General features: G+C 66.9%; 23 protein-coding genes and 1 rRNA gene. 11 read left to right on the top strand and 13 right to left on the bottom strand.

Going from position 1 to position 24,100, the window contains the following annotated elements; translation table 11 throughout:
* Window positions 1-32: 32 nt before the first annotated feature.
* Genes PP359_RS13475 through xseA form a run of 4 tightly spaced genes read right to left on the bottom strand, consistent with a single transcriptional unit; the run spans window position 33 to window position 2,821 of the window.
* Window positions 33-683 (bottom strand): carbonic anhydrase, encoded by a 651-nt coding sequence (locus tag PP359_RS13475; protein ID WP_036318403.1) that lies wholly within the window; start codon window positions 681-683, stop codon window positions 33-35.
* The gene (locus PP359_RS13470) at window positions 680-1,306 is read right to left on the bottom strand and encodes a DUF4245 family protein (protein ID WP_499250828.1); all 627 of its coding nucleotides are present in this window, start codon (window positions 1,304-1,306) and stop codon (window positions 680-682) included. The genes PP359_RS13475 and PP359_RS13470 overlap by 4 nt, the downstream gene beginning before the upstream one ends.
* A complete protein-coding gene (locus PP359_RS13465) occupies window positions 1,306-1,527 on the bottom strand; it encodes an exodeoxyribonuclease VII small subunit (RefSeq protein ID WP_036318407.1) in 222 nt (73 codons plus the stop codon). Before PP359_RS13465 ends, PP359_RS13470 begins: the two co-directional genes overlap by 1 nt.
* Before the next feature lie 10 nt (window positions 1,528-1,537).
* Window positions 1,538-2,821, bottom strand: coding sequence for an exodeoxyribonuclease VII large subunit (gene xseA, locus PP359_RS13460; protein WP_499250827.1), 1,284 nt, complete (start codon window positions 2,819-2,821; stop codon window positions 1,538-1,540).
* Between the two features lie 61 nt (window positions 2,822-2,882).
* On the opposite strand from xseA, the gene PP359_RS13455 reads away from it, so the two are divergent.
* The 3 genes from PP359_RS13455 to PP359_RS13445 are packed head-to-tail and all read left to right on the top strand — an operon-like array spanning window position 2,883 to window position 5,076.
* On the top strand, window positions 2,883-3,944 hold the full coding sequence (locus tag PP359_RS13455) for a 4-hydroxy-3-methylbut-2-enyl diphosphate reductase (protein WP_231560218.1): 1,062 nt from the start codon (window positions 2,883-2,885) through the stop codon (window positions 3,942-3,944).
* A complete protein-coding gene (locus PP359_RS13450) occupies window positions 3,941-4,510 on the top strand; it encodes a DUF6264 family protein (protein WP_036318400.1) in 570 nt (189 codons plus the stop codon). Before PP359_RS13455 ends, PP359_RS13450 begins: the two co-directional genes overlap by 4 nt.
* Window positions 4,507-5,076 (top strand): MOSC domain-containing protein, encoded by a 570-nt coding sequence (locus PP359_RS13445; RefSeq protein ID WP_036318399.1) that lies wholly within the window; start codon window positions 4,507-4,509, stop codon window positions 5,074-5,076. Before PP359_RS13450 ends, PP359_RS13445 begins: the two co-directional genes overlap by 4 nt.
* A 113-nt stretch (window positions 5,077-5,189) precedes the next feature.
* Here PP359_RS13445 and fbaA read toward each other — a convergent pair whose 3' ends face one another.
* Window positions 5,190-6,221 carry a class II fructose-bisphosphate aldolase gene (gene fbaA / locus PP359_RS13440; RefSeq protein ID WP_039412325.1) on the bottom strand — a complete coding sequence of 344 codons (1,032 nt, stop codon included), beginning with the start codon at window positions 6,219-6,221 and terminating at the stop codon, window positions 5,190-5,192.
* Between the two features lie 184 nt (window positions 6,222-6,405).
* Between fbaA and glpX the strand changes: the two genes are divergently transcribed.
* Together glpX and PP359_RS13430 are read left to right on the top strand one after the other, a co-directional pair.
* A complete protein-coding gene (gene glpX / locus PP359_RS13435; RefSeq protein ID WP_112931245.1) occupies window positions 6,406-7,395 on the top strand; it encodes a class II fructose-bisphosphatase in 990 nt (329 codons plus the stop codon).
* 156 nt (window positions 7,396-7,551) lie between these two features.
* Window positions 7,552-7,704, top strand: coding sequence for a hypothetical protein (locus PP359_RS13430; RefSeq protein ID WP_231560220.1), 153 nt, complete (start codon window positions 7,552-7,554; stop codon window positions 7,702-7,704).
* A gap of 12 nt (window positions 7,705-7,716) precedes the next feature.
* Here PP359_RS13430 and PP359_RS13425 read toward each other — a convergent pair whose 3' ends face one another.
* From PP359_RS13425 to adhP, 3 genes are all read right to left on the bottom strand, one after another.
* Entirely contained in the window at window positions 7,717-9,006 is a 1,290-nt protein-coding gene (locus tag PP359_RS13425; RefSeq protein ID WP_499250826.1) for a DNA recombination protein RmuC, read from the bottom strand.
* A 62-nt stretch (window positions 9,007-9,068) separates the two neighbouring features.
* Window positions 9,069-9,674 carry a 3'-5' exonuclease gene (locus tag PP359_RS13420; protein ID WP_499250825.1) on the bottom strand — a complete coding sequence of 202 codons (606 nt, stop codon included), beginning with the start codon at window positions 9,672-9,674 and terminating at the stop codon, window positions 9,069-9,071.
* Window positions 9,675-9,800: 126 nt separating this feature from the next.
* Complete coding sequence (gene adhP / locus PP359_RS13415; RefSeq protein WP_499250958.1) at window positions 9,801-10,823, bottom strand: alcohol dehydrogenase AdhP; 1,023 nt, start codon at window positions 10,821-10,823, stop codon at window positions 9,801-9,803.
* 138 nt (window positions 10,824-10,961) lie between these two features.
* Between adhP and PP359_RS13410 the strand changes: the two genes are divergently transcribed.
* Complete coding sequence (locus PP359_RS13410) at window positions 10,962-11,711, top strand: class I SAM-dependent methyltransferase (RefSeq protein ID WP_499250824.1); 750 nt, start codon at window positions 10,962-10,964, stop codon at window positions 11,709-11,711.
* Window positions 11,712-11,754: 43 nt separating this feature from the next.
* Here PP359_RS13410 and PP359_RS13405 read toward each other — a convergent pair whose 3' ends face one another.
* The 3 genes from PP359_RS13405 to PP359_RS13395 form a co-directional block, all read right to left on the bottom strand.
* Window positions 11,755-12,801: an ABC transporter ATP-binding protein gene (locus tag PP359_RS13405; protein ID WP_295817406.1), complete on the bottom strand. Its 1,047-nt coding sequence runs from the start codon at window positions 12,799-12,801 to the stop codon at window positions 11,755-11,757.
* Window positions 12,798-14,297: an ABC transporter permease gene (locus PP359_RS13400; RefSeq protein ID WP_294942949.1), complete on the bottom strand. Its 1,500-nt coding sequence runs from the start codon at window positions 14,295-14,297 to the stop codon at window positions 12,798-12,800. The genes PP359_RS13405 and PP359_RS13400 overlap by 4 nt, the downstream gene beginning before the upstream one ends.
* A 68-nt stretch (window positions 14,298-14,365) precedes the next feature.
* Complete coding sequence (locus PP359_RS13395; protein ID WP_499250823.1) at window positions 14,366-15,424, bottom strand: iron ABC transporter substrate-binding protein; 1,059 nt, start codon at window positions 15,422-15,424, stop codon at window positions 14,366-14,368.
* A 115-nt stretch (window positions 15,425-15,539) separates the two neighbouring features.
* Between PP359_RS13395 and ychF the strand changes: the two genes are divergently transcribed.
* The 3 genes from ychF to PP359_RS13380 all read left to right on the top strand — a co-directional run bounded on the left by ychF (window position 15,540) and on the right by PP359_RS13380 (window position 19,839).
* Window positions 15,540-16,628, top strand: a complete 1,089-nt coding sequence (gene ychF / locus PP359_RS13390; protein ID WP_499250822.1) for a redox-regulated ATPase YchF — start codon at window positions 15,540-15,542, stop codon at window positions 16,626-16,628.
* 427 nt (window positions 16,629-17,055) lie between these two features.
* Window positions 17,056-18,975 carry an AAA family ATPase gene (locus PP359_RS13385; RefSeq protein ID WP_499250821.1) on the top strand — a complete coding sequence of 640 codons (1,920 nt, stop codon included), beginning with the start codon at window positions 17,056-17,058 and terminating at the stop codon, window positions 18,973-18,975.
* Window positions 18,976-18,981: 6 nt separating this feature from the next.
* Window positions 18,982-19,839 (top strand): hypothetical protein, encoded by an 858-nt coding sequence (locus PP359_RS13380; RefSeq protein ID WP_499250820.1) that lies wholly within the window; start codon window positions 18,982-18,984, stop codon window positions 19,837-19,839.
* Window positions 19,840-20,061: 222 nt separating this feature from the next.
* Here the strand turns inward: PP359_RS13380 and PP359_RS13375 are convergent, their stop codons facing one another.
* Window positions 20,062-20,247 carry a hypothetical protein gene (locus PP359_RS13375; protein ID WP_499250819.1) on the bottom strand — a complete coding sequence of 62 codons (186 nt, stop codon included), beginning with the start codon at window positions 20,245-20,247 and terminating at the stop codon, window positions 20,062-20,064.
* A 16-nt stretch (window positions 20,248-20,263) separates the two neighbouring features.
* The gene (locus tag PP359_RS13370; RefSeq protein ID WP_499250818.1) at window positions 20,264-21,694 is read right to left on the bottom strand and encodes a recombinase family protein; all 1,431 of its coding nucleotides are present in this window, start codon (window positions 21,692-21,694) and stop codon (window positions 20,264-20,266) included.
* Window positions 21,695-21,872: 178 nt separating this feature from the next.
* Here PP359_RS13370 and PP359_RS13365 point away from each other — a divergent pair, with 178 nt between their 5' ends.
* On the top strand, window positions 21,873-23,156 hold the full coding sequence (locus tag PP359_RS13365) for an MFS transporter (protein WP_499250817.1): 1,284 nt from the start codon (window positions 21,873-21,875) through the stop codon (window positions 23,154-23,156).
* A gap of 713 nt (window positions 23,157-23,869) precedes the next feature.
* A 16S ribosomal RNA gene (locus tag PP359_RS13360) occupies window positions 23,870-24,100 on the top strand; the annotation flags it as partial.

Raw genomic sequence — 24,100 nt, 5'->3', positions numbered from 1 at the left:
TCTTCGGTTGTGGTGTCGGGCGGGAGCCCGGCTCAGGCCGTCTGGAGGCCTACGGCGACGTGCGGCACCGCCGTGCCCTCGCTCAGCCGGTAGTTCGCGCCCACGATGCCCAGTCGGCCCTCGGCGACCGCGTCGGCGATGAGCCGCGAGGAGGCGAGCAGATCGTCGACCGTGTTCTTGAGGTGTTCCCGTCCCACGTCTTCGGCGTCCAGCTCGCGAGGATCGACCTCGCCGCCGGCATCGCGGAGCACGGTGCGTGCCGCCGGCACGATGCGCGCGATCAGGCGCCAGATGTGCGGGGGGAGTTCGGGGGAGCCGAGTGCGGTGGAGTCGATCGCGGCGCGCACAGCACCGCACGCGTCGTGTGCGAGCACGATGATGAGCGAGACGTCCAGCGCCGCGACGGCATACTCCAGGCTGGCCACCGCGGAGTCCGAGGCGACCTGGCCGGCGTTACGGACGACGAACAGGTCGCCGAGGCCCTGATCGAAGATGATCTCCGCCGCCAGGCGTGAATCCGCACAGCCGAACAGCGCGGCCCGCGGGGTCTGGGCGGCGGCGAGCTCGTTGCGCCGCTCGACGTCCTGTCGCGGATGGCGCGGCTCACCTGCGACGAAACGGGCGTTGCCCTCGAGCATCTCCTCCCAGACGAGCGAAGGGGTGGGGCGGGCGGTTGCGTTCATCTCTTCTCCTCGCGCATGGTCAGAATCTGATCGGTGACGCCCGACGCCGCGACGGCGGCCGTTGCGGCGTCGGTCGCCCCGTAGATCAGCACCGTGTCGGAGCCGGCCGTCGTCGAGATGGCGTACGAGACCGTGTCGGTGCGGGCGGCGGCAGGGATCGTGTACTCGTCCCAGGCGATCCCGTCGATGGTGACGGTGCCGGAGGGCGCGAACCCGCCCAGCACCTTCGTCGCCCATCCGGCGTCGGCGTCGACGCCCTGTGCCACGCGCACGTAGCCGCTCGGCGGTGCATACACGACGCGCCACATCGAGCCCTCCAGTCGCGCCGAGTTGGCGCGCCAGTTCTCGGGGACGACAGGAACCAGCAGCGGGTGTCCGATGGCTGCCGACGCGCTCTGCGCTGCCGCGGCCACGTCCGCTTCCTCAGGGTCGGGCAGTGAACCGCGCGGCACCCCGAAGTAGACGACGGCGACGACGGCCATGATGACCAGGAGAGCTGCCACCAGGTTGCGGAAGGTCTTACTCTGGCGGTACGCCCGCGAGGCGGCCGCCTTGCGATCGGCGGTCTCCGCGGGCGTCTCGGGTCGGCCGAGCTCCGCGACGATGCGAGGAGCCGATGCCATTACGACTCCGCGTCCGCAGGACGGGCGGCATCGAGAAGCCGCTTCGCGCCGAGCAGCCACTCCTCACAGCGCGCGGCGAGAGCTTCACCGCGGGTCCACAGGGCGAGCGACTGCTCCAGAGTCGGCGCGCCCTGCTCGAGTTCGGCTACAACGCGGACGAGCTCGTCCCGGGCCTGCTCGAATGAGAGATCGGCGACGTCGGTGGCCGTGTCGCTGGTCATGGTGTCCATTCTAGGCCGCCCCGCCGGCTTCTTCTGCGAGCGGACCCGCCGAGCGCGCGCTGAACGAGCCCTCGGCGACGGTGACCGTCACGGAGGTGCCCACCGGAACCTGACGAGCGTCGCGGACGATGACCCCGGCATCCAGATGGGCGATGGCATAGCCGCGTTCGAGTGTCGCGCCGGGGGAGAGGGCGCGCAGCGACGCGCGCAGCTGCGCCGTCGTGCGTTCCGCGGCATCCATCCGTCGGTGCACGATGTCGCGGCCGCGCGAGACGAGGGTCCAGAGCTCGTGGGCGCGGGGCGTGAGCAGAGACTCGGGCGTCCGCAGCACAGGACGCGAGCGCAGCTGCTCGAGCTGGGCGATGTCGTGACCGACCCTTTGCGTGAGGCGCGTGCGCGCGCGCGAGCGCAGCTGGTTCACGAGCGCCCGTTGCTCCGAGACGTCGGGGACGACCCGCTTGGCGGCATCCGTCGGTGTCGATGCCCGTACGTCCGCGACGTCGTCGAGCAGCGGATGGTCGTTCTCGTGGCCGATGGCGGAGACGACCGGCGTGGATGCCGCGGCCACCGCACGCACCAGGCGTTCATCGCTGAAGCCGAGCAGGGTCTGCGGATCGCCGCCGCCGCGGGCGATGATGATGACGTCGACGTTCGGGTCGGCATCGAGCGCCGTGAGCGCGGCGATCGTCTCGGGAACGCAGCGCTCGCCCTGGACAGCGGCATGGATCGTGCGGAAGCGGACCCCCGGCCAGCGCAGTTCGGCGTTGCGGTGCACATCCTTCTCCGCGTCGCTGCGCTCACCGGTGACGAGGCCGACGAGCTGGGGAAGGAACGGAAGGCGCTTCTTGCGGGCAGGGTCGAACAGTCCCTCTGCACGCAACTGGGCGCGCAGTTTCTCGAGCCGCTCGAGCTGATCGCCGAGGCCCGTATGGCGCATCGAGGAGACGGTGAAGGTGAAGTCTCCGGTCTTCACGAAGAAGTCGCTCTTCACGCACGCCACCACGAGGTCGCCGACCTTGAGGTCATCGGGCAGGCGCTGAAGGGTCGAAGACCACAGACGGAACGAGAGCATCGCGTCACCGTTCGCGTCCTTCAGGCGCCCGAAGACGTGGCCGCCGCGGAGGTTCCACGCGGTGATCTCACCTTCGACCCAGACGGACCCCCAGGTCGAGACGAACCCGCGGATGGTCTCGTTCAGCCGTGACACCGACGTCGGGGCATCGGCGCGTGAGTCGCGCGGAGCGACCGCATCGGGAGGAGGGACGTGCCCGGGGGCGGACGCGAACGATGCCATCGATGCCTCTCCGCCGCGCGCATGCGGCCCTCACTCAGCCCGCTCTCCCTAGAATCAAGGGGTGAGCAGCACAGCCATCCGTCTTCCGACGCCCCACATTCCAGGCCCGCGCGGACGGCTTCAGGATAACCCGGTCCCCGGACACAAGCGGGTCCTCCTCGCGTCACCGCGAGGGTACTGCGCCGGCGTCGATCGCGCCGTGATCGCCGTCGAGAAGGCGCTGGAGCGCTACGGTGCACCCGTGTACGTGCGCAAGCAGATCGTGCACAACATCCACGTCGTCACCGAGCTCGAGGCGAAGGGAGCCGTGTTCGTCGAGGAGGTCGACGAAGTGCCCGAAGGCGCCCATGTCGTCTTCAGCGCGCACGGTGTGTCGCCGGCCGTTGTGAACGCGGCCTCCGAGCGGGGCCTCCAGGCGATCGACGCCACTTGTCCTCTCGTGACGAAGGTGCACCGCGAGGCGGTGCGCTTCGCCCGCGACGACTTCGAGATCCTCCTCATCGGCCACGACGGTCACGAAGAGGTCGAGGGGACGGCCGGAGAGGCCCCGGACCACGTCACCGTCGTCAACTCGCCCGAGGAAGCCGATCGGGTCGTCGTGAAAGATCCGGCGAAGGTCGTCTGGCTGTCGCAGACGACGCTCTCGGTCGATGAGACCATGGAGACGGTTCGCCGTCTGCGCGAGCGTTTTCCCGAGCTTCAGGATCCGCCGTCTGACGACATCTGTTACGCGACGCAGAACCGCCAGGTCGCCATCAAGAAGGTCGCCAAGGACGCCGACCTCGTCATCGTCGTCGGCTCGGCAAACTCCTCCAACTCCGTGCGCCTGGTCGAGGTGGCGCTGGAATACGGCGCGAAAGCGGCCTACCGCGTCGACTACGCCCACGAGATCCAGCAGGAATGGCTCGACGGCGTCGAGACCGTCGGGGTCACCAGCGGAGCCTCGGTGCCCGAGGTGCTCGTGCAGGAGGTTCTCGCCGACCTCGCCGGCGCCGGCTACGCCGACGTCGAGCAGGTGCGCACGGCCGAGGAGGATCTGATGTTCTCGCTTCCCAAGGAGCTCCGCCAGGATGCGAGCGGGCGCCGGGACGACCGTGCACTGGGTGGGCGGTCGCGCGGATGAGCGACCCGACCGGATCGTCCACACACGCGCAGACGCCGCGTCCGCGTCCGCAGTACGGCGAGTATGCGAGCCCCGAGGAGCAGCGGGCGCGGATCCAGCAGCCCGAACCGGCCTCCGTCTCGCCCCACCCCGCGCTGCCGCACACGGCACCCAGCCGAGTCCACCCGCCCACCGCTCCGGCGACGACCGCCGCCGCGCGCCCGACGCGCACCGCGGACCGCATCATCACCTTCGCCCTGCTCGTGTACGGTCTCGTGACCGTCGTCAGTGCGGTGCCGCAGCTGTGGGACTTCTCCGGCTTCGCGCAGACGTGGATGCAGGTGGCGGGTATCGACGCGACGTTCACGAATACCGCGCAGGGCGAGCTGTGGGGCCGCATCGGAGCCTTCGTCTTCATCGGTGGGTGGATGCTCACCGCGTTGCTGTCGTGGGTGTCGCTGCGTGCGCGTCGCCTGTCGTGGTGGATTCCCCTCGTCGGGGCGATCGTGACCTTCATCCTCGCCACGGTGTGCTTGACGGTGCCGCTGCTCGGCGACCCTGCGATCGTCACCCACTTCGCCCGATGAGCGACACGGGGCGCCTTCTCGCCGTCTGCGTCGTACGGGCGCTGCGTCCCGACGCCGGATCACTCGGTGTGACAGCGATCGATAAGGCCGCGGTCGACGGGGCGGTGCGCCTCGGACGCTACGGCGCGTATGCCGATGTGCAGGCGAATCGGAAGCACCATGGTGGCCTGGACAAGGCTCTGTATGCGTACGCGCAGGAGGACGCCGAGTTCTGGGAGACGCAGCTGCGGGCGCCTCTCCCGCCCGGATGGTTCGGCGAGAACCTCCGTGTCGAGGGGCTCGACGTCAATCGTGCCCGTATCGGCGAGCAGTGGCGGATCGGGGAGACGGCCGTCGTCGAGGTGACGATGCCGCGGACACCGTGCCAGACCTTCGCCCGCTGGGTGCGCACCGTCGACCGGTCGGCGGAACGCGGCTGGGTGCGGCGGTTCTCGGCAGAACGGCGGCTCGGTCCGTACCTGCGCGTCGTGCGTACGGGCTCCGTCCGCGCGGGCGATCCCATCCGGGTGATCCACGTGCCCGACGGTGCTCCGGGACTGCTCGACGCGTACGTCGACCCTGCCTGATCGCAGCGACCGCACCCGCCTTCAGCGCGGCGCGGCACCGCACATCGCGGCACCGGATACCGACGAGAAACGCCCCCGGAGACGTGAGCTCCGGGGGCGTTTCTCGATGCGGATCAGAGGCTGATCGAATGCCCCGCCGAGCCGAGCTGCTGTGTCGCCTCGACGACGCGAGCGGCCATGGCCGTCTCGGCCACCTTGCCCCAGGCACGCGGGTCGTAGGCCTTCTTGTTGCCCACCTCGCCGTCGACCTTCAACACGCCGTCGTAGTTGCTGAACATGAAGCCGGCGACCGAACGCGTGAAGGCGTACTGCGTGTCGGTGTCGATGTTCATCTTGACGACACCGTTGGCCACGGCGGTCGCGATCTCCTCCGGCGTCGAGCCGCTGCCACCGTGGAAGACCAGGTCGAGGGGCTTCGCGTCGGTGCCGAAGCGCTCCGCGATGCCCGCCTGGATCTCGCCGAGCAGCTCGGGGCGCAGCTTCACGTTGCCGGGCTTGTAGACGCCGTGCACATTGCCGAACGTCAGAGCGGCGATATAGCGGCCGTTCTCGCCGAGGCCAAGGGCCTCGACGAATCGAGACACGTCGGCGGTGGTCGTGTAGAGCGCCTCGTTGGAGCCCTCGTGCTTGACGCCGTCCTCTTCGCCGCCGACCACGCCGATCTCGACCTCGAGAATCGCGTTGATGTTCTTCATGCGAGGCAGCAACTCCTTCGCGATGGCGATGTTCTCGTCGAGCGCAACAGCCGACCCGTCCCACATGTGCGACTGGAAGATGGGGTTGCGACCGGCGCGGACCTCTTCCTCGGATGCCGCGATCAGCGGGAGCACGAAGTCCTCGAGGGCGGGCTTGGGGCAGTGGTCGGTGTGCAGCGCCACCGTGATCGGGTAGTTCTTGGCGACCTCGGTCGCGAACTTCGCGAACGCGAGCGCACCGGTGGCGCGACCCTTCACGGTGTGGCCAGCGAAATAGTCGGCTCCGCCGGTGGTCACCTGGATGATGCCGTCGGATCCGGCTTCGGTCAGACCCTGCAGGATCGCGTTGATCGACTGCGAGCTGGCGGCGTTGATCGCGGGGAACGCGTAGCCACCGGCCTTCGCGCGGTCCAGCATCTCGGCGTATTGCTCAGGGGTGGCGACAGGCATTTCTGCTCCTCAGTTCTGCGGGGATTCCTGGCTCAGCCTACCGAAGCACCAGCGACGTCGGTGAGGCCCCCGCCGGGCAAAAGCGCCGGGTCGAGCTTGCCGCAGTGATAAGAAGTGCAGTTCCTTCCTCAGGCATTGGCTGAAAACACCGCACCCGCGGGGTGCGGCCGCCTAGGCTGACGTCATGGTGAGCCTGACCGCGGACATGAGCCCTTTGCACCCCGACCGGAACCTGGCGATGGAGTTGGTGCGCGCGACGGAGGCGGCGGCCATTCGCTCCGTACCGTTCATCGGACGGGGCCAGAAGGAGAAGGCCGACGGTGCGGCCGTCGACGCGATGCGGGCGTTTCTCACCACGGTGAACTTCGACGGAGTCATCGTTATCGGGGAGGGCGAGAAGGACAACGCTCCCATGCTTTTCAACGGTGAACACGTGGGAACGGGTCGCGGGCCCCAGTGCGACGTCGCCGTCGATCCGATCGACGGAACATCGCTGACCGCCGAGGGGCGCAACAACGCGCTTTCGGTTCTCGCGGTCTCCGATCGCGGCTCCATGCTCGACGCGTCGAGTGTGTTCTACATGGACAAGATCGTCACCGGTCCGGCCGGCGTCGGTGTCGTGGACATCCGCCTGCCCGTCGGCGAGAACATCCGTCTTCTGGCGAAGGCACTGGGCAAGCCCGTCGACGAGCTCGTGGTCTCGGTGCTCAACCGTCCCCGCCACGCCCGACTGATCGAGGAGATCCGCGACGCCGGCGCCGGAACGCGGCTGATGAGCGACGGTGACGTCGCCGGTGGAATCAACGCGGCACGGCACAACGCCCGTACCGACATGTGCATCGGCATCGGAGGCAGCCCCGAAGGTGTCGCGACCACGTGCGCGATCAAGGCGCTCGGAGGCCACATCCAAGGACGTCTGTGGCCGCGCGACGACGACGAGAAGCAGCGCGGGATCGATGCAGGTCTGAAAGTCGACGGCTACGTGTACGAGGCCGACGAACTGGTCACCGGCCGCAACACCATCTTCGTGGCCACGGGCGTCACGAACGGTGAACTGGTTGCCGGTGTTCGGCGTGACGGCGACTTCGTCTATACGGAGAGCGTCGTGCTGCGGGGGGCGTCGGGCACGCTGCGGCGTATTTCGTCGGAACACCTCACGTCGAAGTGGCTCTGAACGCGGACTGTAGCATCGGCGCGGCGCGCGCGGTATGGGGGACGTGAGAGCCTCCCCTCTGGCAGAATGGACAGCGGTGTCACCGGCGACACAGACGTTTCCACGCAGTCCGGGGGTCACATGTCCGCAGCATCCAGCAGTCCCAGAACGGGTCAGGTGAGCGTCACCGTCGACCCCGCACGTCGACCCGACGTGCTCTTGCGTCGCCGGATGCCGGAGGGTCACCAGGTCAGTGCCTGGTGGATGATCGGCGCGTTCGTCGCGGTCTCCGTTTCCGTCGTCGCACTCCTCAACCTGTTCCCGGCCTGAGCGCCCCTCGACTCACAGCCGGTCCCGGACAGAGCCAAGGTCGGCGGAGATGCCCGGTTCGGGATCATCGGCACCGGCTGCGTTCGGGATCAGTTCCGGGGCGAGCATCTTGCGGGGCGTCTTCTCAATGGATGCGGGCGCCGTCGCGGCATCCAGCTTCGTATCGTCGATCCCGGGAAACTTCCGCGCCGTCACGAGCACACGCGACTCGAGGGATCCGGTGAAGCGGTTGTAGCTGTCGACCGTGCGCTCGATGGCCCGACGGAGATCCTCGGCGTGTCCGGCGAGTCCGCCCAGCCGCTGGTACAGTTCGGTGCCCAGCTCGAACAGGCGGCGGGCCTCCGTGGATACCTCCTGCTGGGTCCAGGTGTAGGCCACCGTCTTCAGAACGGCCCAGAGGTTCACCGGTGACGCGAGTGCCACGCGCTGACGGAAGGCGTGATCGAGCAAGGTGGGATCCTCTTCGAGCGCGGTCGAGAGAAGCGCCTCGTTCGGCAGGAAGCACACGACGAACTCGGGGCTCGCGTCCAGTCCCGACCAATACGACTTCTTCGCGAGGGCATCGACATGCGCGCGGACGGCTCGGACATGACGTTGGAGCAGCGCTGCGCGCCGGACGGCCTCCTCGCCGGTCGCCGTGATCGCGATCGCCGACGCCTCGAGGTAGGCATCCAACGGCACCTTCGCGTCGACGGCCAGTGACATGCCGCCGGGGAGGCGAACGATCATGTCGGGTCTGCCGTCGCCGGCGTGGGAGGTCACCGACGCCTGCAGATCGAAATCCACATAGCGGGTGAGGCCCGCCGATTCGACCACGCGCCGCAACTGCGTCTCGCCCCAGACGCCGCGTGTGGCGTTCGAACGCAGCGCGCCCGCCAGGGACTCGGTGGTCGCTCGCAGGGCCTCATCGCTCGCGCGCGCGGCGCGCAGCTGCTCGGCGAGCGAACCGTACTGATTCTGGCGGTCGCGCTCGAGCTCGGTCACCTTCTGCTGCATCAGCTGGAGGGACTCCTGCACCGGCGCGAGCGCTCGGAGGACGAGCTGGTCACGTCGTTCACGTTCCTGCTGAGCGCTGAGATCGGCGCGGGCCTGGGCTCCGAGGTCGCGAGTGATCGTGCGCTCATGTTCCAGCTGCGCGCCCAGCGCGCGAGCCGACGTCTCCGCCGCCGCCAGGCGTGCCGACAGGTCTGCGGTCTCGCGTGCCGTGCGCTCCGCGGCGCGCGAGACCCCGGTGATCCAGCCGCCGGCGGTGCCGACGACCAGGCACAGCGCTCCGACGACGATGAGGGTGAAGGCGTCCATGCCTCCAGGGTGGCGCACGCCACCGACATCCGTGGGCGCCGCGCGGTGCGGTCTGCGGCCGTTCAACCGACCGCCGAGGCGACGGGCGCGAGCCGGTCGCTGCCGGCGAGCCGCGGGACGCGCACACCGAGCAGCATGGCGAGTTCGACGACGTCGTGCGCACCGGCGCGCGCCGCGGCGTCGATCATGATGTGCGCGCAGGCGAGCGCATCGGACGCGGCGTCGTGGTGGGCGAAGTCGAGGAATCCCGCGGCAGCGGCCACCGACGGCAGTCGATACGACGAGAGGTCGTAGGTCTTGCGGGCGACCTGGAGACTGCACAGGTAGCGGTACGACGGGCACGCGGCATCCGTCGCCTCGCACGCGCGCCGCAGGACGCTCATGTCGAAACCGGCGTTGTGGGCCACGACGACGTCGTCGCCCACGAACCGGTCGAGGGCCGAAAGCTGGTCGATCCACGTCGGAGCATCCACGACGTCCTCCGGGCGGATGCCGTGGATGCCGATGTTCAGCTCGAAGAAGCGGTCGTGACCGGCCGGGGGCTTGATGAGCCAGCCCGCCGTCTCCACGACACGACCATCGCGCACACGAGTGAGACCGACCGCGCACGCCGAGGCGCTCGACGAGTTCGCGGTTTCGAAGTCGATCGCGGTGAAGTCGAGGGCCACCACTCAACTGTGCGCGTCGAGGCCACCCGGCATCGGCAGGCGCGCCGGGGGAGCGCGTTGCGGACCCCGGCGCACGGCGGGGAGCGAACCTGCTGCGTGCGCTCCCCGCCGGACGTCGTGCCCGGGTCAGTAGCGCATGACGATCCGACCGTCGATCTGGCCCTTCTCCATCCGCTCGAAGATGTCGTTGACGTCCTCGAGGCTCTCCACGTGCACGGTGGGGTGGATCTGACCGCGGGCATAGAAGTCGAGCGCTTCGATCATGTCCTGGCGCGTGCCGACGATCGATCCGCGGATCGTGATCGCGCGCAGGACGATGTCGAAGATGTCGGCGTCGAAGGTCCCGGGCGGCAGGCCGTTGAAGACGATGGTGGCTCCCCGCCGCACGACGCTGAGCGCCTGGTCGAAGGCCCGGGGATGCACCGCGGTGACCAGGACACCGTGCGTTCCGCCCGTGTGCTCTTGGATCGCGATGCCGGGATCCGCGTCCCTGGCGTTGACCGTCACCTCCGCGCCGTGGCGACGAGCCAGTTCCAGCTTGGCGTCGTCGACATCGACGGCGGCCACACGCATGCCCATGGCCCGCGCGTACTGCACCGCGATGTGGCCGAGTCCGCCGATGCCGGAGATCGTCACCCACTCGCCCGGTCGCACGCCGGTCATCTTCAGCCCCTTGTACACGGTGACCCCGGCGCAGAGGATCGGCGCGACCTCGACCGGGTCGGCTCCGTCGGGAATCCGCGCGGCGTACTTCTCGTCGACGAGCATGAACTCGCCGAAGCTGCCGTCGACCGAGTAGCCGCCGTTCTGCTGAGCAGGGCACAGCGTCTCCCACCCGGTGCGGCAGTACTCGCACGTTCCGCAGGCGGACCACAGCCAGGCGTTGCCGACCTTCTGGCCGACGGTGAGTGTCGTGACGCCGGCCCCGAGGGCGACGACCTCGCCGTAGCCTTCGTGGCCGGGGATCAGATCGCCCTTCGGTGCGACCGGCCAGTCGCCGCGCGCGGCGTGGAGGTCGGTGTGGCAGACGCCGCTGGTGATCACGCGCACGAGCGCCTGGCCGGGCCCGGGCCGTGGCACGGGGACCTCGGAGACGGTCAGTGGCTCGCCGGGCGCGGTGACCACCGCGGCGCGCATCGTCGTGGCGATCGCGTCGGTCGCCGCGGCAGCAGGGGTGTCGGTCAGAGTCGTCATTGACATCACTTCCTCTCGGCGGAGCCGTTCCGCCCGATGCCTCGACGGTAGGAACGTCGAGGTTGCAAGAGGTTGCGGGCGTAGGGTCGGCTCATGGCGACGCGTGACGAGATGGCTGCGAGCTTCGGCTCGGCGGCCAAGGAGTACGAGGCGGGCCGGCCGACCTACCCGGCGGCGGCCGTGAGGTGGTTGCTGGCTCCGATCGGCCCGCGCCCGCGGGTCGCAGACGTCGGGGCGGGTACCGGCAAGCTCACCGCCGCGCTGGTCGATGCCGGTGCCGACGTGATCGCGGTGGAGCCGGATGCCGCGATGCTGGCCACCCTGCGCGAGACCCTTCCTGCCGTGGAGACGCTGATCGGCTCGGCGGAGCGCATGAACCTTCCGGACGAGAGCGTCGATGCCGTCGCCTTCGGTCAGGCGTGGCACTGGGTCGACGTGGCCGCGGCATCCGTCGAGGTCGGACGCGTCCTGAAGCCGGGTGGCGTCCTCGGTCTGGTCTGGAACATCCGCGACGAGACCACGCCGTGGGTTGCCCGCCTCGGCGCCATCATGAAGGGCAGCCACGCCGAAGAGCTGCTCGCCGGTGCGGGGCCGACCGTCGCCGCGCCCTTCGGGACGCTCGAGCGGAGGACCTGGCGGTGGTCGCGACGGCTGACCCGGTCAGAACTCGCGGCGATGGTGCGATCGCGCAGCTATGTCATCACGGCGGCATCGGGCGAGCGGGACCGCATCCTCGCGGAGGTCGACGAGCTCTTCGCCGCATCGTGTCACCCGGTCGAGGACGGCGTCGACGTCGTCGACCTGCCGTACCGCACGGAGGTGTTCCGCAGCATCCGCGGATGAGCGCGCGAAGGCCGCTCCCAGGGGCGGATGCCGCGCCGAGACCTCAGGCCGCGTAGAGGACGGCGCCGCCGTCGACCGTGACGCGGACCTGGTCGCCGAGAGCCGGGATCGGTGTGCCGATGGCACGCAACGGCACGGCGACGGTCGTGCCGTCGGCGCAGGCGAGGGTCGCGGTGGCCGTCGCGCCCACGAGCGCGATGGCGGTCACACGGGCGGGCGCCGCCTCGGCATCCGTCGTCAGCCTGAGCTGTGTCGGGCGCACCATGGCGACGCTCGTCGAGGCGCCGCCGGAGAAGTCGGCATCGATGGCGAGCGTGCCGATGGGACACCGGAATCCGCCGGCCGCGGTCTTCTCGCCCGCCAACAGGACGATGTCACCGAGCAGACGCGCCACGGCTGCCGACACCGGGCGTGCGAACACGTCGGCGCACGGGCCGGCCTGCTGCAGCCGTCCGCCGTCGAGCACCGCGACGGCCTGCCCGAAGGCGAGAGCCTCTTCGGGATCGTGGGTCACCAGCACGCTGGTCACCTGCGCCCGCGTCAGCGCTTCGACGACCTGTGCGCGCACCTGCGTGCGCAACTCGGTGTCGAGCGCACTGAAAGGCTCGTCGAGCAGCAGGACGCGCGGGTGCGGCGCGAGGGCTCGAGCGAGAGAGACGCGCTGCTGCTGACCTCCGGAGATCTCGTGGGGATAGCGCTCGAGCAGCTCCGGTTCGATACCGGCGAGCGTGGCGGCGGCCGCAACCGCGCCGGTGCGTTCGCCGCGCACGGAGCCTCGAAGCCCGAAGGCGATGTTCCGCCGTGCGGTGAGGTGAGGGAAGAGGGCGCCGTCCTGTGCGACGTAGCCGATCCGTCGCCGATGCGGCGCCAGATGGCGCGTGGCCGTGGCGGCGATCTCCTCACCCAGACGGATCTCGCCGCCTGTGATCCGTTCGAACCCGGCGATCGCACGCAGAAGCGTGGACTTGCCGCTTCCCGACGGCCCCACGATCGCGAGCCGTTCGCCGTCGGCGACGGCCAGCTGCACGCCATCGAGCACGAGGTCCGCGCCGAGGCGCACGGCGGCATCCGTCACGGTCAACGAGGTCATCGATCGCTCCGTCGTCGGGCGTCGGCGAGGAGGAGAGCGACGCTCGGAACCGACAGCACGATGAGCATGATCGCATACGGCGCACCGGCGACGAAGTCGGCGTTCGAGGTCTCAGACCAGAACTGCGTGGCGAGGGTGCGCGTCCCGCTCGGCGCCAGCAGGAGGGTCGCCGTCAGCTCGTTCGCGCAGCCGAGTCCGACGAGGGCCAACGCCGCGCCGAATGACGATGCCATGAGCGGAGCCGTCACCTGGACCGTCGCTGCGAACCGCGTCCGCCCGAGGATCTGTGCCGCTTCCTCGAGGCGCGGAGGCACCTGCGCCAAACCGCTGCGAAGGCTCACCAGGGCGCGGGGGAGGAAAACGATGACGTAGGCCGCGATGACGGTCGCGGGGGTCTGATACAGCCCCGGCACGACGCGAAGGGTCACCGTGACCAGGGCGAGAGCGACGATGATCGTCGGGAGGCTGCTGGCCAGGTACATCGCGCCCTCGATGCTGCGGGCGAGTCGGCTGGGGTGTCGCACACTCAACCAGGCGCAGGGGAGGGCGACGACGGTCGCGGCGAGCGCTCCGGCTCCGGACAGCACGAGGGTCTGCGCGAGCGCAGGCAGGAGATGAATGCTCTGCCAGCCCTCCGGGCGCAGTGCCCATCGCAGCAGGCTCGCGCCCGGGATGCACACGGCGAGGATGAGGATGCCGCTGAGCGCGGCCATGACGGGGATCGCTGCCCGTCCCAGCCGATGGGGGACGGCGGGGCGTGCGGCGCCGCGTCCGACCCTCGCGTACCGCAGTCGACCGCGTGCGCTCGCCTCGCCGACGAGCAGCACGAGACAGAGGGCCGCGAGGACGACGCCCAGCGCATTGGCTGCGGGACCGGCGAAGCTGGACTGGAACTGACTGACGATCGCCGTGGTGAAGGTGTCGAAGCGCAGCAGCGCGAACGCGCCGTACTCGGCGAGCAGGTGAAGTGCGACCACGAGGCCGCCACCCAGGATCGCCACGCGCAGTTGGGGAAGGACGACTCGTCCGAAGGTGGCGAGCGGGCCCAGTCCGAGCGCACGCGCCGACTCTTCGAGCGACGGATCGAGGCGGCGGAGTGTCGCCAGTGCCGGAAGGTAGACGAGCGGGTAGTAGGCGCCGACGGCGATCAGCAGTCCGCCGCCGAGTCCCTGCAGAGAGGGAACCGCGGAGATCCATCCGTATCCGCTGACGAAGGCGGGCATGGCCAGCGGGGAGGCCAGCGCGATCGCCCAGGCTTTTCGGCCGGGCAGTGTCGTGCGTTCCACGGTCCATGCCGCCCCGACCCCCACCACGACGCACAGCGGTACGGCGAGAACGAGCAGGCCGGCGGTGTTGGCGAGCAGTTCGCCCACCCGGGGGCGGAACACCTGAGCGCTCAGTTGCGACCAGCCCTCGGAGACGGCCACCCAGACGACGAAGCCGACCGGAATGAGCAGCACCGCTGCCGCGATCAGGGCGAGCACCAGCAGCGGCACCGGCGCGGTGAACGCGCGGTGCCGCTGCGTGGGTCCGCTGACCCTGGAAGGGTCGGCGGTGGCGAGGCTCAGATGAGCCCCGCGGCGGTCATGAGGTCCGTGACCTTCTTGCTGTTCAGCGTCGACGGGTCGATCGCCGGCGGCTGCAGCGAACTCAGCGGCGGCAGGGCGGGGTTGGAGGCGACGTCGCTGCCGATCGCGTACTCGAAGCTTGTCCCGTCGCGAAGAATCTGCTGCCCGTCGGGGCCGGTGATGAAAGCGAGGAACTGCTGGGCGGCAGCCGCGTTCTTGCTGGAGGCCAGCACTCCTCCGCCCGACACGCTGACGAAGGCCCCCGGATCCTGGGCGCCGAAGTAGGCCAGCTTCGTGTTGGCGCTGTTCTCCTTCGTCTTGGCCTGATCGATGAACCAGTAGTAGTGGTAGATCACGCCGAGCGGAATCTCTCCGGCGTTGACGGCCTTCATGACGGTGCTGTTGCCCTTGTACGCGGACGCGTTCTCTTTCATGGCGGCGAGCCACGCCGCCGTGGCGTCCTCGCCCTTCTCCTGCAGGATGGCCGAAACGATCGCCTGGAAGTCCGCTCCGGTGGGCGACGCGGCCCATCGTCCCTTCCACTCCGGCTTCTGCAGATCCATGATCGAGGTGGGCAGCTGGTCGGCGGCGATGAGTGCGGGGTTGTAGACCATCACGGTGGACCGTGCGGCGATGCCCGTCCAGTCGCCGCTCGCCGGACGGTACTGCGCGGGGACGGCGGCCAGGGTCGCGGCGTCGATGGGGGCGAGCAGCCCCGCGTTCTCGACCAGGGACATCGCGGGGGAGTTCTCGGTGAGGAAGACGTCCGCCGGTGAGGCAGCTCCCTCCTGAACGATCTGGTTGCCGAGCTCGGAGTCGCTGCCGTTTCGCAGGACCACGTCGATGCCGGTCTTCTTCGTGAAGGCGTCGGCCCACGCCTGCGTCAGTTCCTCGTGCTGCGCGTTGTAGACGGTGATCGAGGTGCCGCTCAGGGAGGACGGATCCGTGGATGAGGAGGCGCCGGGGGCGGCGGAACCCGCGCAGGCGGAGAGACCGAGCGCGGCGATGATGAGAACGGATGCCGCCGCGAGGCGGCGAGGGACGGACACAGGCATGACAGCACTCTCTTTTGAAGATAGGTAACCCTTACTTTAGTCGCGCGTCAGGGATGGTGAGGAACCACGCGGTCGCGGCGGGGACGGCCTGATCGCCCCCGTAGACTTGACGCCCGTGGCTCTTACCATCGGAATCGTGGGTCTTCCCAACGTCGGCAAGTCGACCCTGTTCAACGCGCTGACGAAGAACCAGGTGCTCGCGGCGAACTACCCGTTCGCGACGATCGAACCGAACGTCGGGGTCGTGAACCTCCCCGATCCGCGGTTGGGCGCGCTCGCCAAGGTCTTCGGCAGTGAGCGCATCCTTCCCGCCGCGGTCTCGTTCGTCGACATCGCCGGCATCGTGCGCGGAGCGAGCGAGGGCGAGGGCCTCGGCAACAAGTTCCTGGCGAACATCCGCGAGGCCGATGCGATCGCTCAGGTCGTGCGCGGATTCGCCGATTCCGACGTCGTGCACGTCGACGGCAAGGTCGACCCGGCATCCGACATGGAGACGATCAACGCGGAGCTTCAGCTCGCCGACCTCGAGACGCTCGAGAAGGCGATCACGCGGTATGAGAAGGAAGTGCGCGGCAAGAAGCTCGACCCGGCCGTTCTCGATGCTGCCGTCGCCGCGCGCGACGCGCTGCAGCGGGGAGTGCTGCTCTCGGCATCCGGGATCGACCTGGCTCCCATCAAGGAGCTTGGCCTTCTCACCGCGAAGCCCTTCATCTTCGTCTTCAACGTCGATGAGGCGGTGTTGACCGATGCCGCCCGCAAGGCGGAGCTGGCGGCGCTCGTGGCACCCGCCACCGCAGTGTTCCTCGACGCGAAGATCGAGTCGGAGCTGATCGACCTCGATCCTGAGGAGGCGGCGGAGCTGCTCGCCTCGACCGGTCAGGACGAGTCCGGTCTCGATCAGCTCGCGCGCATCGGCTTCGACACGCTGGGTCTTCAGACGTACTTGACGGCGGGCCCGAAGGAAGCGCGGGCCTGGACCATCGGCAAGGGATGGAAGGCTCCGCAGGCCGCTGGCGTGATCCACACCGATTTCGAGAAGGGCTTCATCAAGGCCGAGGTGATCTCGTTCGACGACCTCGTCGCGCTCGGGTCGGTCGCCGAGGCGCGTGCAAAGGGCAAGGCGCGCCTGGAGGGCAAGGACTACGTCATGCAGGATGGCGACGTGGTGGAGTTCCGCTTTCAAGCAACATCTGGACAGAAGTAGTCCGAACTTTCTCGAAAATCGCTGCAAACATCCCAGTCACAGGCGTATAGGAGTCCATGCCCCGCAGCGGGCAGGCTCCTCCGTCCGATGCGCACTGGGCAGAGTTCACAACTCAACAGCAGCGGCGATAGCGCACACCCTGGCGGGCATACATAGACGCAGGCGTGCGTGAATCTCGCGGCATGGACTCAGCTACCCGTGCGTGACCTCTCCAGCGCTGCCTCGAAAAAGCGTCAATCGCCAATGGTTAAGGAGAACTCTGCCCAAAATCAGGCCTACGGCACGAAATCAGGGCCAGGCGGTTCCTAGGTAGCAAGTCCGCGCCGACCGGCCGGACCGATGACGCGGTTCGTCCGGGCACCGTTCCTCGTGTCGGCACTCTTCGATAGATTCTTCGTACTAACAGTCTCGTTCGGGGGGAACATCAATGAAGCTTGTGTCTGCTGCCCTGCGGCGTTACCGGAGTATCGAGGACGCGGCAACCTTCGCTATCCAGCCGGACGTGACCTGCCTAGTTGGCAAGAACGAGTCTGGGAAGACCGCCGTCCTCCAGGGGCTTTACAAGTCCGCTCCTGTTGACGCCGCGAAGTTTGACGAAGGGTTGGACTACCCGAGCCGGCTCACGCGGGAGCGGAAGACGCAGGACAAGATAAAGGTCAGCACACTCACCTACGCGTTGGATGACGAGGATGTTGCCGCTATCGAGGAGCGCTTCGGGGTTGGTGTAGTCGCTGACCGCGAAGTCGTCGTCACGACGGGGTACCGGTACGACGCCACCTTGTGGACGGTGCATACGAATGAGCAGGCGGCCGTCAAACACTTGCTGTCCCCGCTTGACCTGCCCGCGGGTGTACAGAAGTCTGCAAGCGCCGCTTCTTCTGTCGCCGGGTTGGTCGCGGTGCTGTCCGCGATGGAAACGCCCACGCCTGCGGTGACATCGGCCTTGGCCACTGTGAGTGGATGGCGGGGAAGCGACCTCGACCTCGCGGTCATCAGCTTCCTGGGGAGGCGCCGCCCAAAGTTCGTATACTTCGGTGACTACGACTCGATGCCAGGCAAAGTGTCCATCCCGGACCTCATCCGGAAGCAGGCCGCCGAGACTCTCTCCCGCGGAGAGCAAGCTGTCCTGGCGCTGCTGGATATGGCCGGGGTCAAGTTGGAGGACTTCCAGGACCCAGAGTCCCACGAGCACTTGGTTCGTGACCTTGAGAACGCGTCGAACAGTATCAGCGATGAAGTGTTCGAGTACTGGACGCAGAATAAGAACCTCGCCGTGCGGCTGGACATCATCGCGAAGCCTGAGGCAGGTGCACTCGCGCCGCTCAATGAGGGACCACTACTTCAGATTCGAGTGGTCAATCAGCGCCACAACGTGTCCGTCCCTTTCGATGAACGCTCACGCGGTTTCGTATGGTTCTTCTCGTTCCTTGCTTACTTCACTCACCTGGAAGAGAACGAGTCTCAGCCTCTCATCCTGCTTCTCGATGAGCCTGGATTGAATCTGCACGCAACAGCCCAGGCAGACTTGTTGCGGTTTATTGACGAACGCCTCGCGCCGTCCCATCAGGTCATCTTCTCGACCCACTCGCCCTTCATGGTGGACGCGCACCGGTTCGAGCGCGTTCGCACCGTTGTGGATGACGAGAAGCGCGGAACGCTCGTGTCGAGCGATGTCTTGGAGGCGGACGAGGAGACGGCGTTCCCACTGCACGCAGCGCTCGGAGTGGAGCTTTCCCAAACGTTGTTCGTCGGTCCCCACGTGCTGCTTGTGGAGGGACCCGGCGATGTGCTCTATCTAGAGGTACTGTCCGCGGCGTTGAAGAAAGCAAATCGGACTGGACTCGATGAGCGACTAGTCGTGACTCCTGCTGGCGGCATCGCGAAGCTACCCGCGTTTGTCGCCCTTCTGGGCGCCAACAAGCTGAATACGGTGGTGCTCGTTGATTCCTCGGGAGGGGAAAAAGCGACCTTCGACAAGCTTCGGCAAGCAGGGCGGCTGAACGGGGGAGGCCTGGTCCAGATTGCGGATGTTCTCTCCGGCGAGAAGGCAGACATCGAGGACCTGTTCGAACCGGGCTTCTTCGTGGAGCTTGTGAATGACGCGTACCAGGGATTGTTGAAAGCCAAGAAGCTGACGGTCAAAGAGTTGCCAGACGATACACGGCTCATCCGTAGGGTGGAGCGCGCGTTCGAAGCTCGCGGTTTGAACGAGGGCCGCATCAATCACTTCTCTCCAGCCGCAGCGCTAACGAGAGGTCAGGCGACTTACATCGACAAGATTCCGGCCGTCACTCTCGACCGAGCGGAGGAACTGTTCAAGCTCATCAACGCGCACGTTTCAGATTGAAGCGGCGTGACAGCGCGCTACCGCACACGACCCCAGGTCAAGTTCAAGGCCTTTAGGGAGCTGGAACGCCGCCGCGTGCAGGCGAGTGACACCGTCTGGGCCGTCCTCGTGGGTTCCAAACTGGCCGCATCTACGATGGCGAGCGAGCCGAATCAGAAGGCGTTGCTAGCCGACCAGTACCCGGACATCCCGCACGTCGAGCGCATGAATCAGCGACTCGACCGGGCGAGCGCACTTCTTCACGCCGCCGAAGCCGAGGTTTGTACGATGGCGCTCAACTACACCTTCGGGCTACACGAAGAGTTCTTGCGGGCATGTCTTCGCTTCCTCGCTCCTCAGGGACTCATCACGCTCGCGAGGGTGGAGAAGTTGAACGCCGTGGAACTGCACGAGACGATAGAACGCAAGACCGGTTCGACCGTGGACCCGGACGCCCTAGCTCTCTTCCACCTGACCCGGCACATCAGGAACGCGCACACACACGCCGCAGGGTTTGTCCGTGAAACGCTGGTCGACTATTTCGCTCGCTTGACGTCGGACCAACGTGCGCTGTGGGAGTCCGTGACGTCGGAGCCATTTCGCGTGCCGACCGTGGGCGACTCGGCTACCGTCGGCGTGAATGGGCTGGTTGGGTCGCTGGCGATTCAGAAGAGGCTGGCCTACGACGTTAACCTGGCACTCCAGAACGTCGTCACACGGTCACGGTGGGCAGACATTGCGGCCGAAGAGTACTTCGCTGAGAGCGGGAAGTCGCTGAAATACCCCACCGCTGTGCGGAGTCTGCGTGGCTACGCGCGGCCCACGTTTGGTGTCCTGAAACTGACGGACGACGAATTGAGCGCTGCTATCGAGCGGAGAAGATAAAAGTGGGATGCTCTGCCATTGAGCTACAGCGCCGCGAAGCGCCGCCGGGAATCGAACCCAGGTCTCCCAACTCTGTGCACGGCTCAGTCGTGAACTGAATGTGAACCTAGCGTTCTACGTGCTTGGAGCAGGATAGCAGCACCCTCGCGGGCATCATCGCAGTTGCCCCTGTGCTCGTCCGGCAACCGCCACCGCGCCCTTGAAGGGCATAGCGTCTGGCCTTCACTCCGGTTTCCCGAAGTACTCGTAGTGAGCTTCGCCCGCCTCGTAGTTGGCGTCCTCAAGCTGGTAGATGCCGCCCTCCCACATGAGGTTCTGCGGGTAGTAACCATCATCAGGGATAGCCAGTGACGAAGAACCATTGTTGTGGTTGTTGCGCTTGTAGTACGCGGTGAACAGCTTCTCCATGATGCGGATGCTATCGCTACGCAGCCATCGGCCCTTCCAGGAGGGTGAGAGATTTCCGGCTGAGCGTGGGCGCGAAGCTACCGTCCGCCTGTGCCACCAAGCGCCGGAAGTGGATTCCCACACTGTCATCTTGAAATCCGCGCTGACCCTGCCTGACCGGATTCAGCCGAACAAGAATCATGGCGTCGATGACAGCCCGCTTCACGTCCAGGGATGCGGCCTCGAATCGCGCAGCAGGGTCAGCAGCGGTGACGATGCTTCCTAGGGTGCGGTCGCCCTGAAGGGCCATCCGCCGAGCATCAATTTCGCGTAGTCGTGCCTGTGCTTTTGAGGTCGCCACACGGTAGCGCTGGCCATCAATCAGGCCGTTGTCGTAGTCGGCTTCGATGACCGCCAGTCGGCTTCTCTGCCGCTTAGCTTCTTCGTCAAGCTTTTTACCGGCGTCGGTGTCACTGGGAGCCACCAGCGTGACAACCTCAGGCAGGGAGAGCACTGTGCGGACGAACGTCAGTACCTTCTCGTCAATGGGTGCCATCGTGCGGATGAGGCACCCGTTCGACTTGCACCAGTAGCGCTTACCGTTCGTCTGCACAGGCTGTAGGCACACGTTGCAGACGAAAACGCCAGAGCCTAGATGCTTCCTAGCGGTACCCTCTCGGTTCGTGATTCGTCGCGGGTCGGTGAGCCTGGCCTGTATCGCGTCGAACAGTTCGCCGGTGACGATGGGTTCCCAGTTGCCCGCTTGTCCCGTGGCCTTGCCCCGGTAGACGGCCCGACCGGCGTACCTGGGATTCTGAAGCATCGTACGTACCGTGCTGGAAGACCACTTCTCACCACGTGCCGGTACACCGTCAGCGTTCAACTGAGCAGCGATGGAGTACAAGCTGTCGGAGTTGTCGAAGCGCTCGAAGATTCGCCGCACCACAGCCGCCTCTGTCGGATTAACAGACCCGTCTTGGTTGTACCCGGTGAGGCGAACGCCGAGAGGATGCTTCCCAAGCTGGGAGCGCTGGAGGAGGGCGCGGGCCTGGCGTTCGGATTTCCGGTCTACCTCTGCGCGAGCCACAGCAGCCTTGACGCGCGCGTACATTCTGCCGCCGTCTGTGCTCAGGTCTGCCTCTCCGTTGAGGGTGACCAGCTTCAGCCCCTTCTCCTCAGCCCACTCAATCCAGTCTTCAAGCTGGCGAGGTTGGCGGGTGAGGCGGTCCAGGTCGTAACAGATGATGGCCTCGAACCTGCCCGCGAGGTAGTCGCTCACCATACGGTCGTACTCAGGACGACGTACCTTACGTTTGCTCGCACTGATGCTGTTGTCCTGGTAGATGTCCACGACATCCCAGCCCTTGAGGTTGGCCAGGTCCAGCGCATCCTCACGCTGACGGGCGACGGCAAGACCCTCCCCGGTCTGGTCCAGGGAGATTCTGAGATAGATGGCTGTGCGGGTCATGATGTCCTATACGCCTCTGAACGGCAGATGTTTAACGGGGTCATCATGTCGTGGAGTTCCGCTTCAACGTCTGACCCGGGACGGATCAACCGCGACGACACCGCCGCTGCCGGTCTGCCCCGAGGGAGGCGAAGAAGCGTGCGTCGCCCGGATGGCCTCAAAGCTCTACAGTGAGCGCATGAACTCCGCCGCACCGGCGCCCGATGTCGGTCAGTCGCGCGCGGGAGTGACCTGGGCGCTCCTCGGCGGGTCCTTCCCGAACCTCGTGCAGTGGTACAACCTGTACGCCTTCGCGGTGTTCGCGCCGTTCTTCCGGACCGAGTTCTTCGACCCCTCGGACGGCGGTTCGCTGATCTACGTCTACGCGATCTTCGCGCTTACGTTCGTCATGCGTCCGATCGGATCGTGGATCTTCGGGCGTATCGCCGGGCGCCGCGGCCTGCGATTCGCGCTCGTGTCGAGCGTGCTCCTCATGTCTGCCGGCTCCGCCGTCCTGGCGATCAGTCCGACGCAGTCCCACGTCGGCGCCTGGTCCGCCGGCATTCTGCTGCTCGTCGGCGCGGTCCAGGGGATCGCGACCGGCGGTGAGTATGGAGCCTCGGCGGTGTACCTGGCGGACGTCGCGGCCCTCGGCCGTCGTGGCTTCTCATCGTCGTTCCAGACGGCGACGATCGTTGCGGGCCAGGTCCTTGCGCAGGCGACACTGCTCATCCTGCTCTCGGTCGTGGATCGCGCGCAGATTTCGGCGTGGGGGTGGCGGGTCGCGTTCGGGCTGGGTGCGCTCGCAGGGGTCATGACGTTGGTCCTCGCCCGACGGATGCCGAGCGAGCGAACGCGTCCTGCGGCGACGGGGCTCGCGGATCTCTTTCGTGACGGCTGGCGACCGTTGTTGTGGGTCGTGCTGATGACGTCGGGTGGCACGGCGGCGTTCTACACGTTCACGGTGACGGTGCCGTCCGTGTCGCGTGAAGCGGCGTTCGCTGCCGGAGGGTTGGATGCCGAGCGCGCGAGCACGACGGCCATCCTCATCGCGATGATCGTCCTGATGCTGCTCCAGCCCGTGGGTGGCGCCATGAGCGACCGCATCGGGCGAAAGCCTCTGCTGGTGTTCTTCGGGGCCGCCGGCGTCGTCGTGATCGGACCCGCTGTCATGATCGCCCCCGGGCTCACGGCGCCGTCGACGCTGTTCGCAGTGCTGCTCGTCGTCTTCGTCGTGCTCACCGGATATCTGGCGACCAACACGATCGCCAAGGCCGAGGCGTTCCCACCGGGGTTGCGGACTCTGGGCGTCGGGTTCGGTTATGCGGTGTCCAACTCGCTGTTCGGCGGAACGGCGCCGCTTCTGTATCACGCGACGGCCACGGTGCCGTGGCTCTTCTCGGCGTATGTGACAGTGCTGGTGGCGGTCACCCTGGCTGCGGCGCTCGTCATGCGAACCCGTGCTCCGAGCACGGAGGTCTAGGACTCGGAGCTACGCGGGTTCCGTCGTGCGGATGGCGCCGCAGGTCACACACGACCATGCGACGAGGAATCGCTCGTCGTCCAGAATCTCGAAGCCGAGGCGATCGCCGCACAGAGGGCACCGTGGGCCTGCATCGGGGAGCATGCGCATGGAGCCAGTATCTCGCCGGAAGGAGGGAGGTGGTCAGGTGGCCTGGCAGCGCGACACGCCCGGGATGTGGGTGTGATTTGCCGGATGGTGGTGTGCCGCGTAAGTTATTACTTGTTCGCCCCACAGGGAAGAGCGAAGGACCGGAAGGCCTCGCCCCCTCAAGCGGAGAACCGAATCCCATCCCAAACCTCTCGCTAGAGAGAACAGGACTTCTGGTCTAGGATGGGAATCCCCTCGCGAAGGACGTCGTCGGTCGCCACTGTGGATCTGAGATCCCGAAGCGCCGACTTGACAAGCTGCGCGAGAGGGATAAGATTGTGAAGTTGCCCTGCGGGCGAGGCTGGAAGGCCGAGCTGCGGGAGCGTCCGATCCTTGAGAACTCAACAGCGTGCACTTGTCAAATGCCAAATTACCTCGTCCCTGCCTTTTGGTGGGGTGAGATTCCTTTGGATCAAAGTCCGGTATTTCGGTGCCGGCATTATGGATTGTCAGTGATGGCATCCTTTTTGGTCAGTTTCGAACTCGCTGCATTGTCGTTTTCCCGATGGTGTATGCATTTTTTCTTTTTGGAGAGTTTGATCCTGGCTCAGGATGAACGCTGGCGGCGTGCTTAACACATGCAAGTCGAACGGTGAAGCCCAGCTTGCTGGGTGGATCAGTGGCGAACGGGTGAGTAACACGTGAGCAATCTGCCCCTGACTCTGGGATAAGCGCTGGAAACGGCGTCTAATACTGGATACGAACCGTGGAGGCATCTTCAACGGTTGGAAAGATTTTTTGGTCAGGGATGAGCT

Origin of the sequence: Sphingomonas sp. BLCC-B65, assembly GCF_028550675.1 — a bacterium.
GTDB lineage: Bacteria > Actinomycetota > Actinomycetes > Actinomycetales > Microbacteriaceae > Microbacterium.
This window is presented reverse-complemented; position numbering and strand designations above follow the sequence as displayed.

Bases quoted from the DNA above. Each gene is read 5' to 3' on its own strand.
- PP359_RS13475 (WP_036318403.1), bottom strand. From the start codon at position 683: ATGAACGCAACCGCCCGCCCCACCCCTTCGCTCGTCTGGGAGGAGATG.
- PP359_RS13470 (WP_499250828.1), bottom strand. From the start codon at position 1,306: ATGGCATCGGCTCCTCGCATCGTCGCGGAGCTCGGCCGACCCGAGACG.
- PP359_RS13465 (WP_036318407.1), bottom strand. From the start codon at position 1,527: ATGACCAGCGACACGGCCACCGACGTCGCCGATCTCTCATTCGAGCAG.
- xseA (WP_499250827.1), bottom strand. From the start codon at position 2,821: ATGGCATCGTTCGCGTCCGCCCCCGGGCACGTCCCTCCTCCCGATGCG.
- PP359_RS13450 (WP_036318400.1), top strand. From the start codon at position 3,941: ATGAGCGACCCGACCGGATCGTCCACACACGCGCAGACGCCGCGTCCG.
- PP359_RS13445 (WP_036318399.1), top strand. From the start codon at position 4,507: ATGAGCGACACGGGGCGCCTTCTCGCCGTCTGCGTCGTACGGGCGCTG.
- fbaA (WP_039412325.1), bottom strand. From the start codon at position 6,221: ATGCCTGTCGCCACCCCTGAGCAATACGCCGAGATGCTGGACCGCGCG.
- glpX (WP_112931245.1), top strand. From the start codon at position 6,406: ATGGTGAGCCTGACCGCGGACATGAGCCCTTTGCACCCCGACCGGAAC.
- PP359_RS13425 (WP_499250826.1), bottom strand. From the start codon at position 9,006: ATGGACGCCTTCACCCTCATCGTCGTCGGAGCGCTGTGCCTGGTCGTC.
- PP359_RS13410 (WP_499250824.1), top strand. From the start codon at position 10,962: ATGGCGACGCGTGACGAGATGGCTGCGAGCTTCGGCTCGGCGGCCAAG.
- PP359_RS13405 (WP_295817406.1), bottom strand. From the start codon at position 12,801: ATGACCTCGTTGACCGTGACGGATGCCGCCGTGCGCCTCGGCGCGGAC.
- PP359_RS13395 (WP_499250823.1), bottom strand. From the start codon at position 15,424: ATGCCTGTGTCCGTCCCTCGCCGCCTCGCGGCGGCATCCGTTCTCATC.
- PP359_RS13385 (WP_499250821.1), top strand. From the start codon at position 17,056: ATGAAGCTTGTGTCTGCTGCCCTGCGGCGTTACCGGAGTATCGAGGAC.
- PP359_RS13375 (WP_499250819.1), bottom strand. From the start codon at position 20,247: ATGGAGAAGCTGTTCACCGCGTACTACAAGCGCAACAACCACAACAAT.
- PP359_RS13370 (WP_499250818.1), bottom strand. From the start codon at position 21,694: ATGACCCGCACAGCCATCTATCTCAGAATCTCCCTGGACCAGACCGGG.
- PP359_RS13365 (WP_499250817.1), top strand. From the start codon at position 21,873: ATGAACTCCGCCGCACCGGCGCCCGATGTCGGTCAGTCGCGCGCGGGA.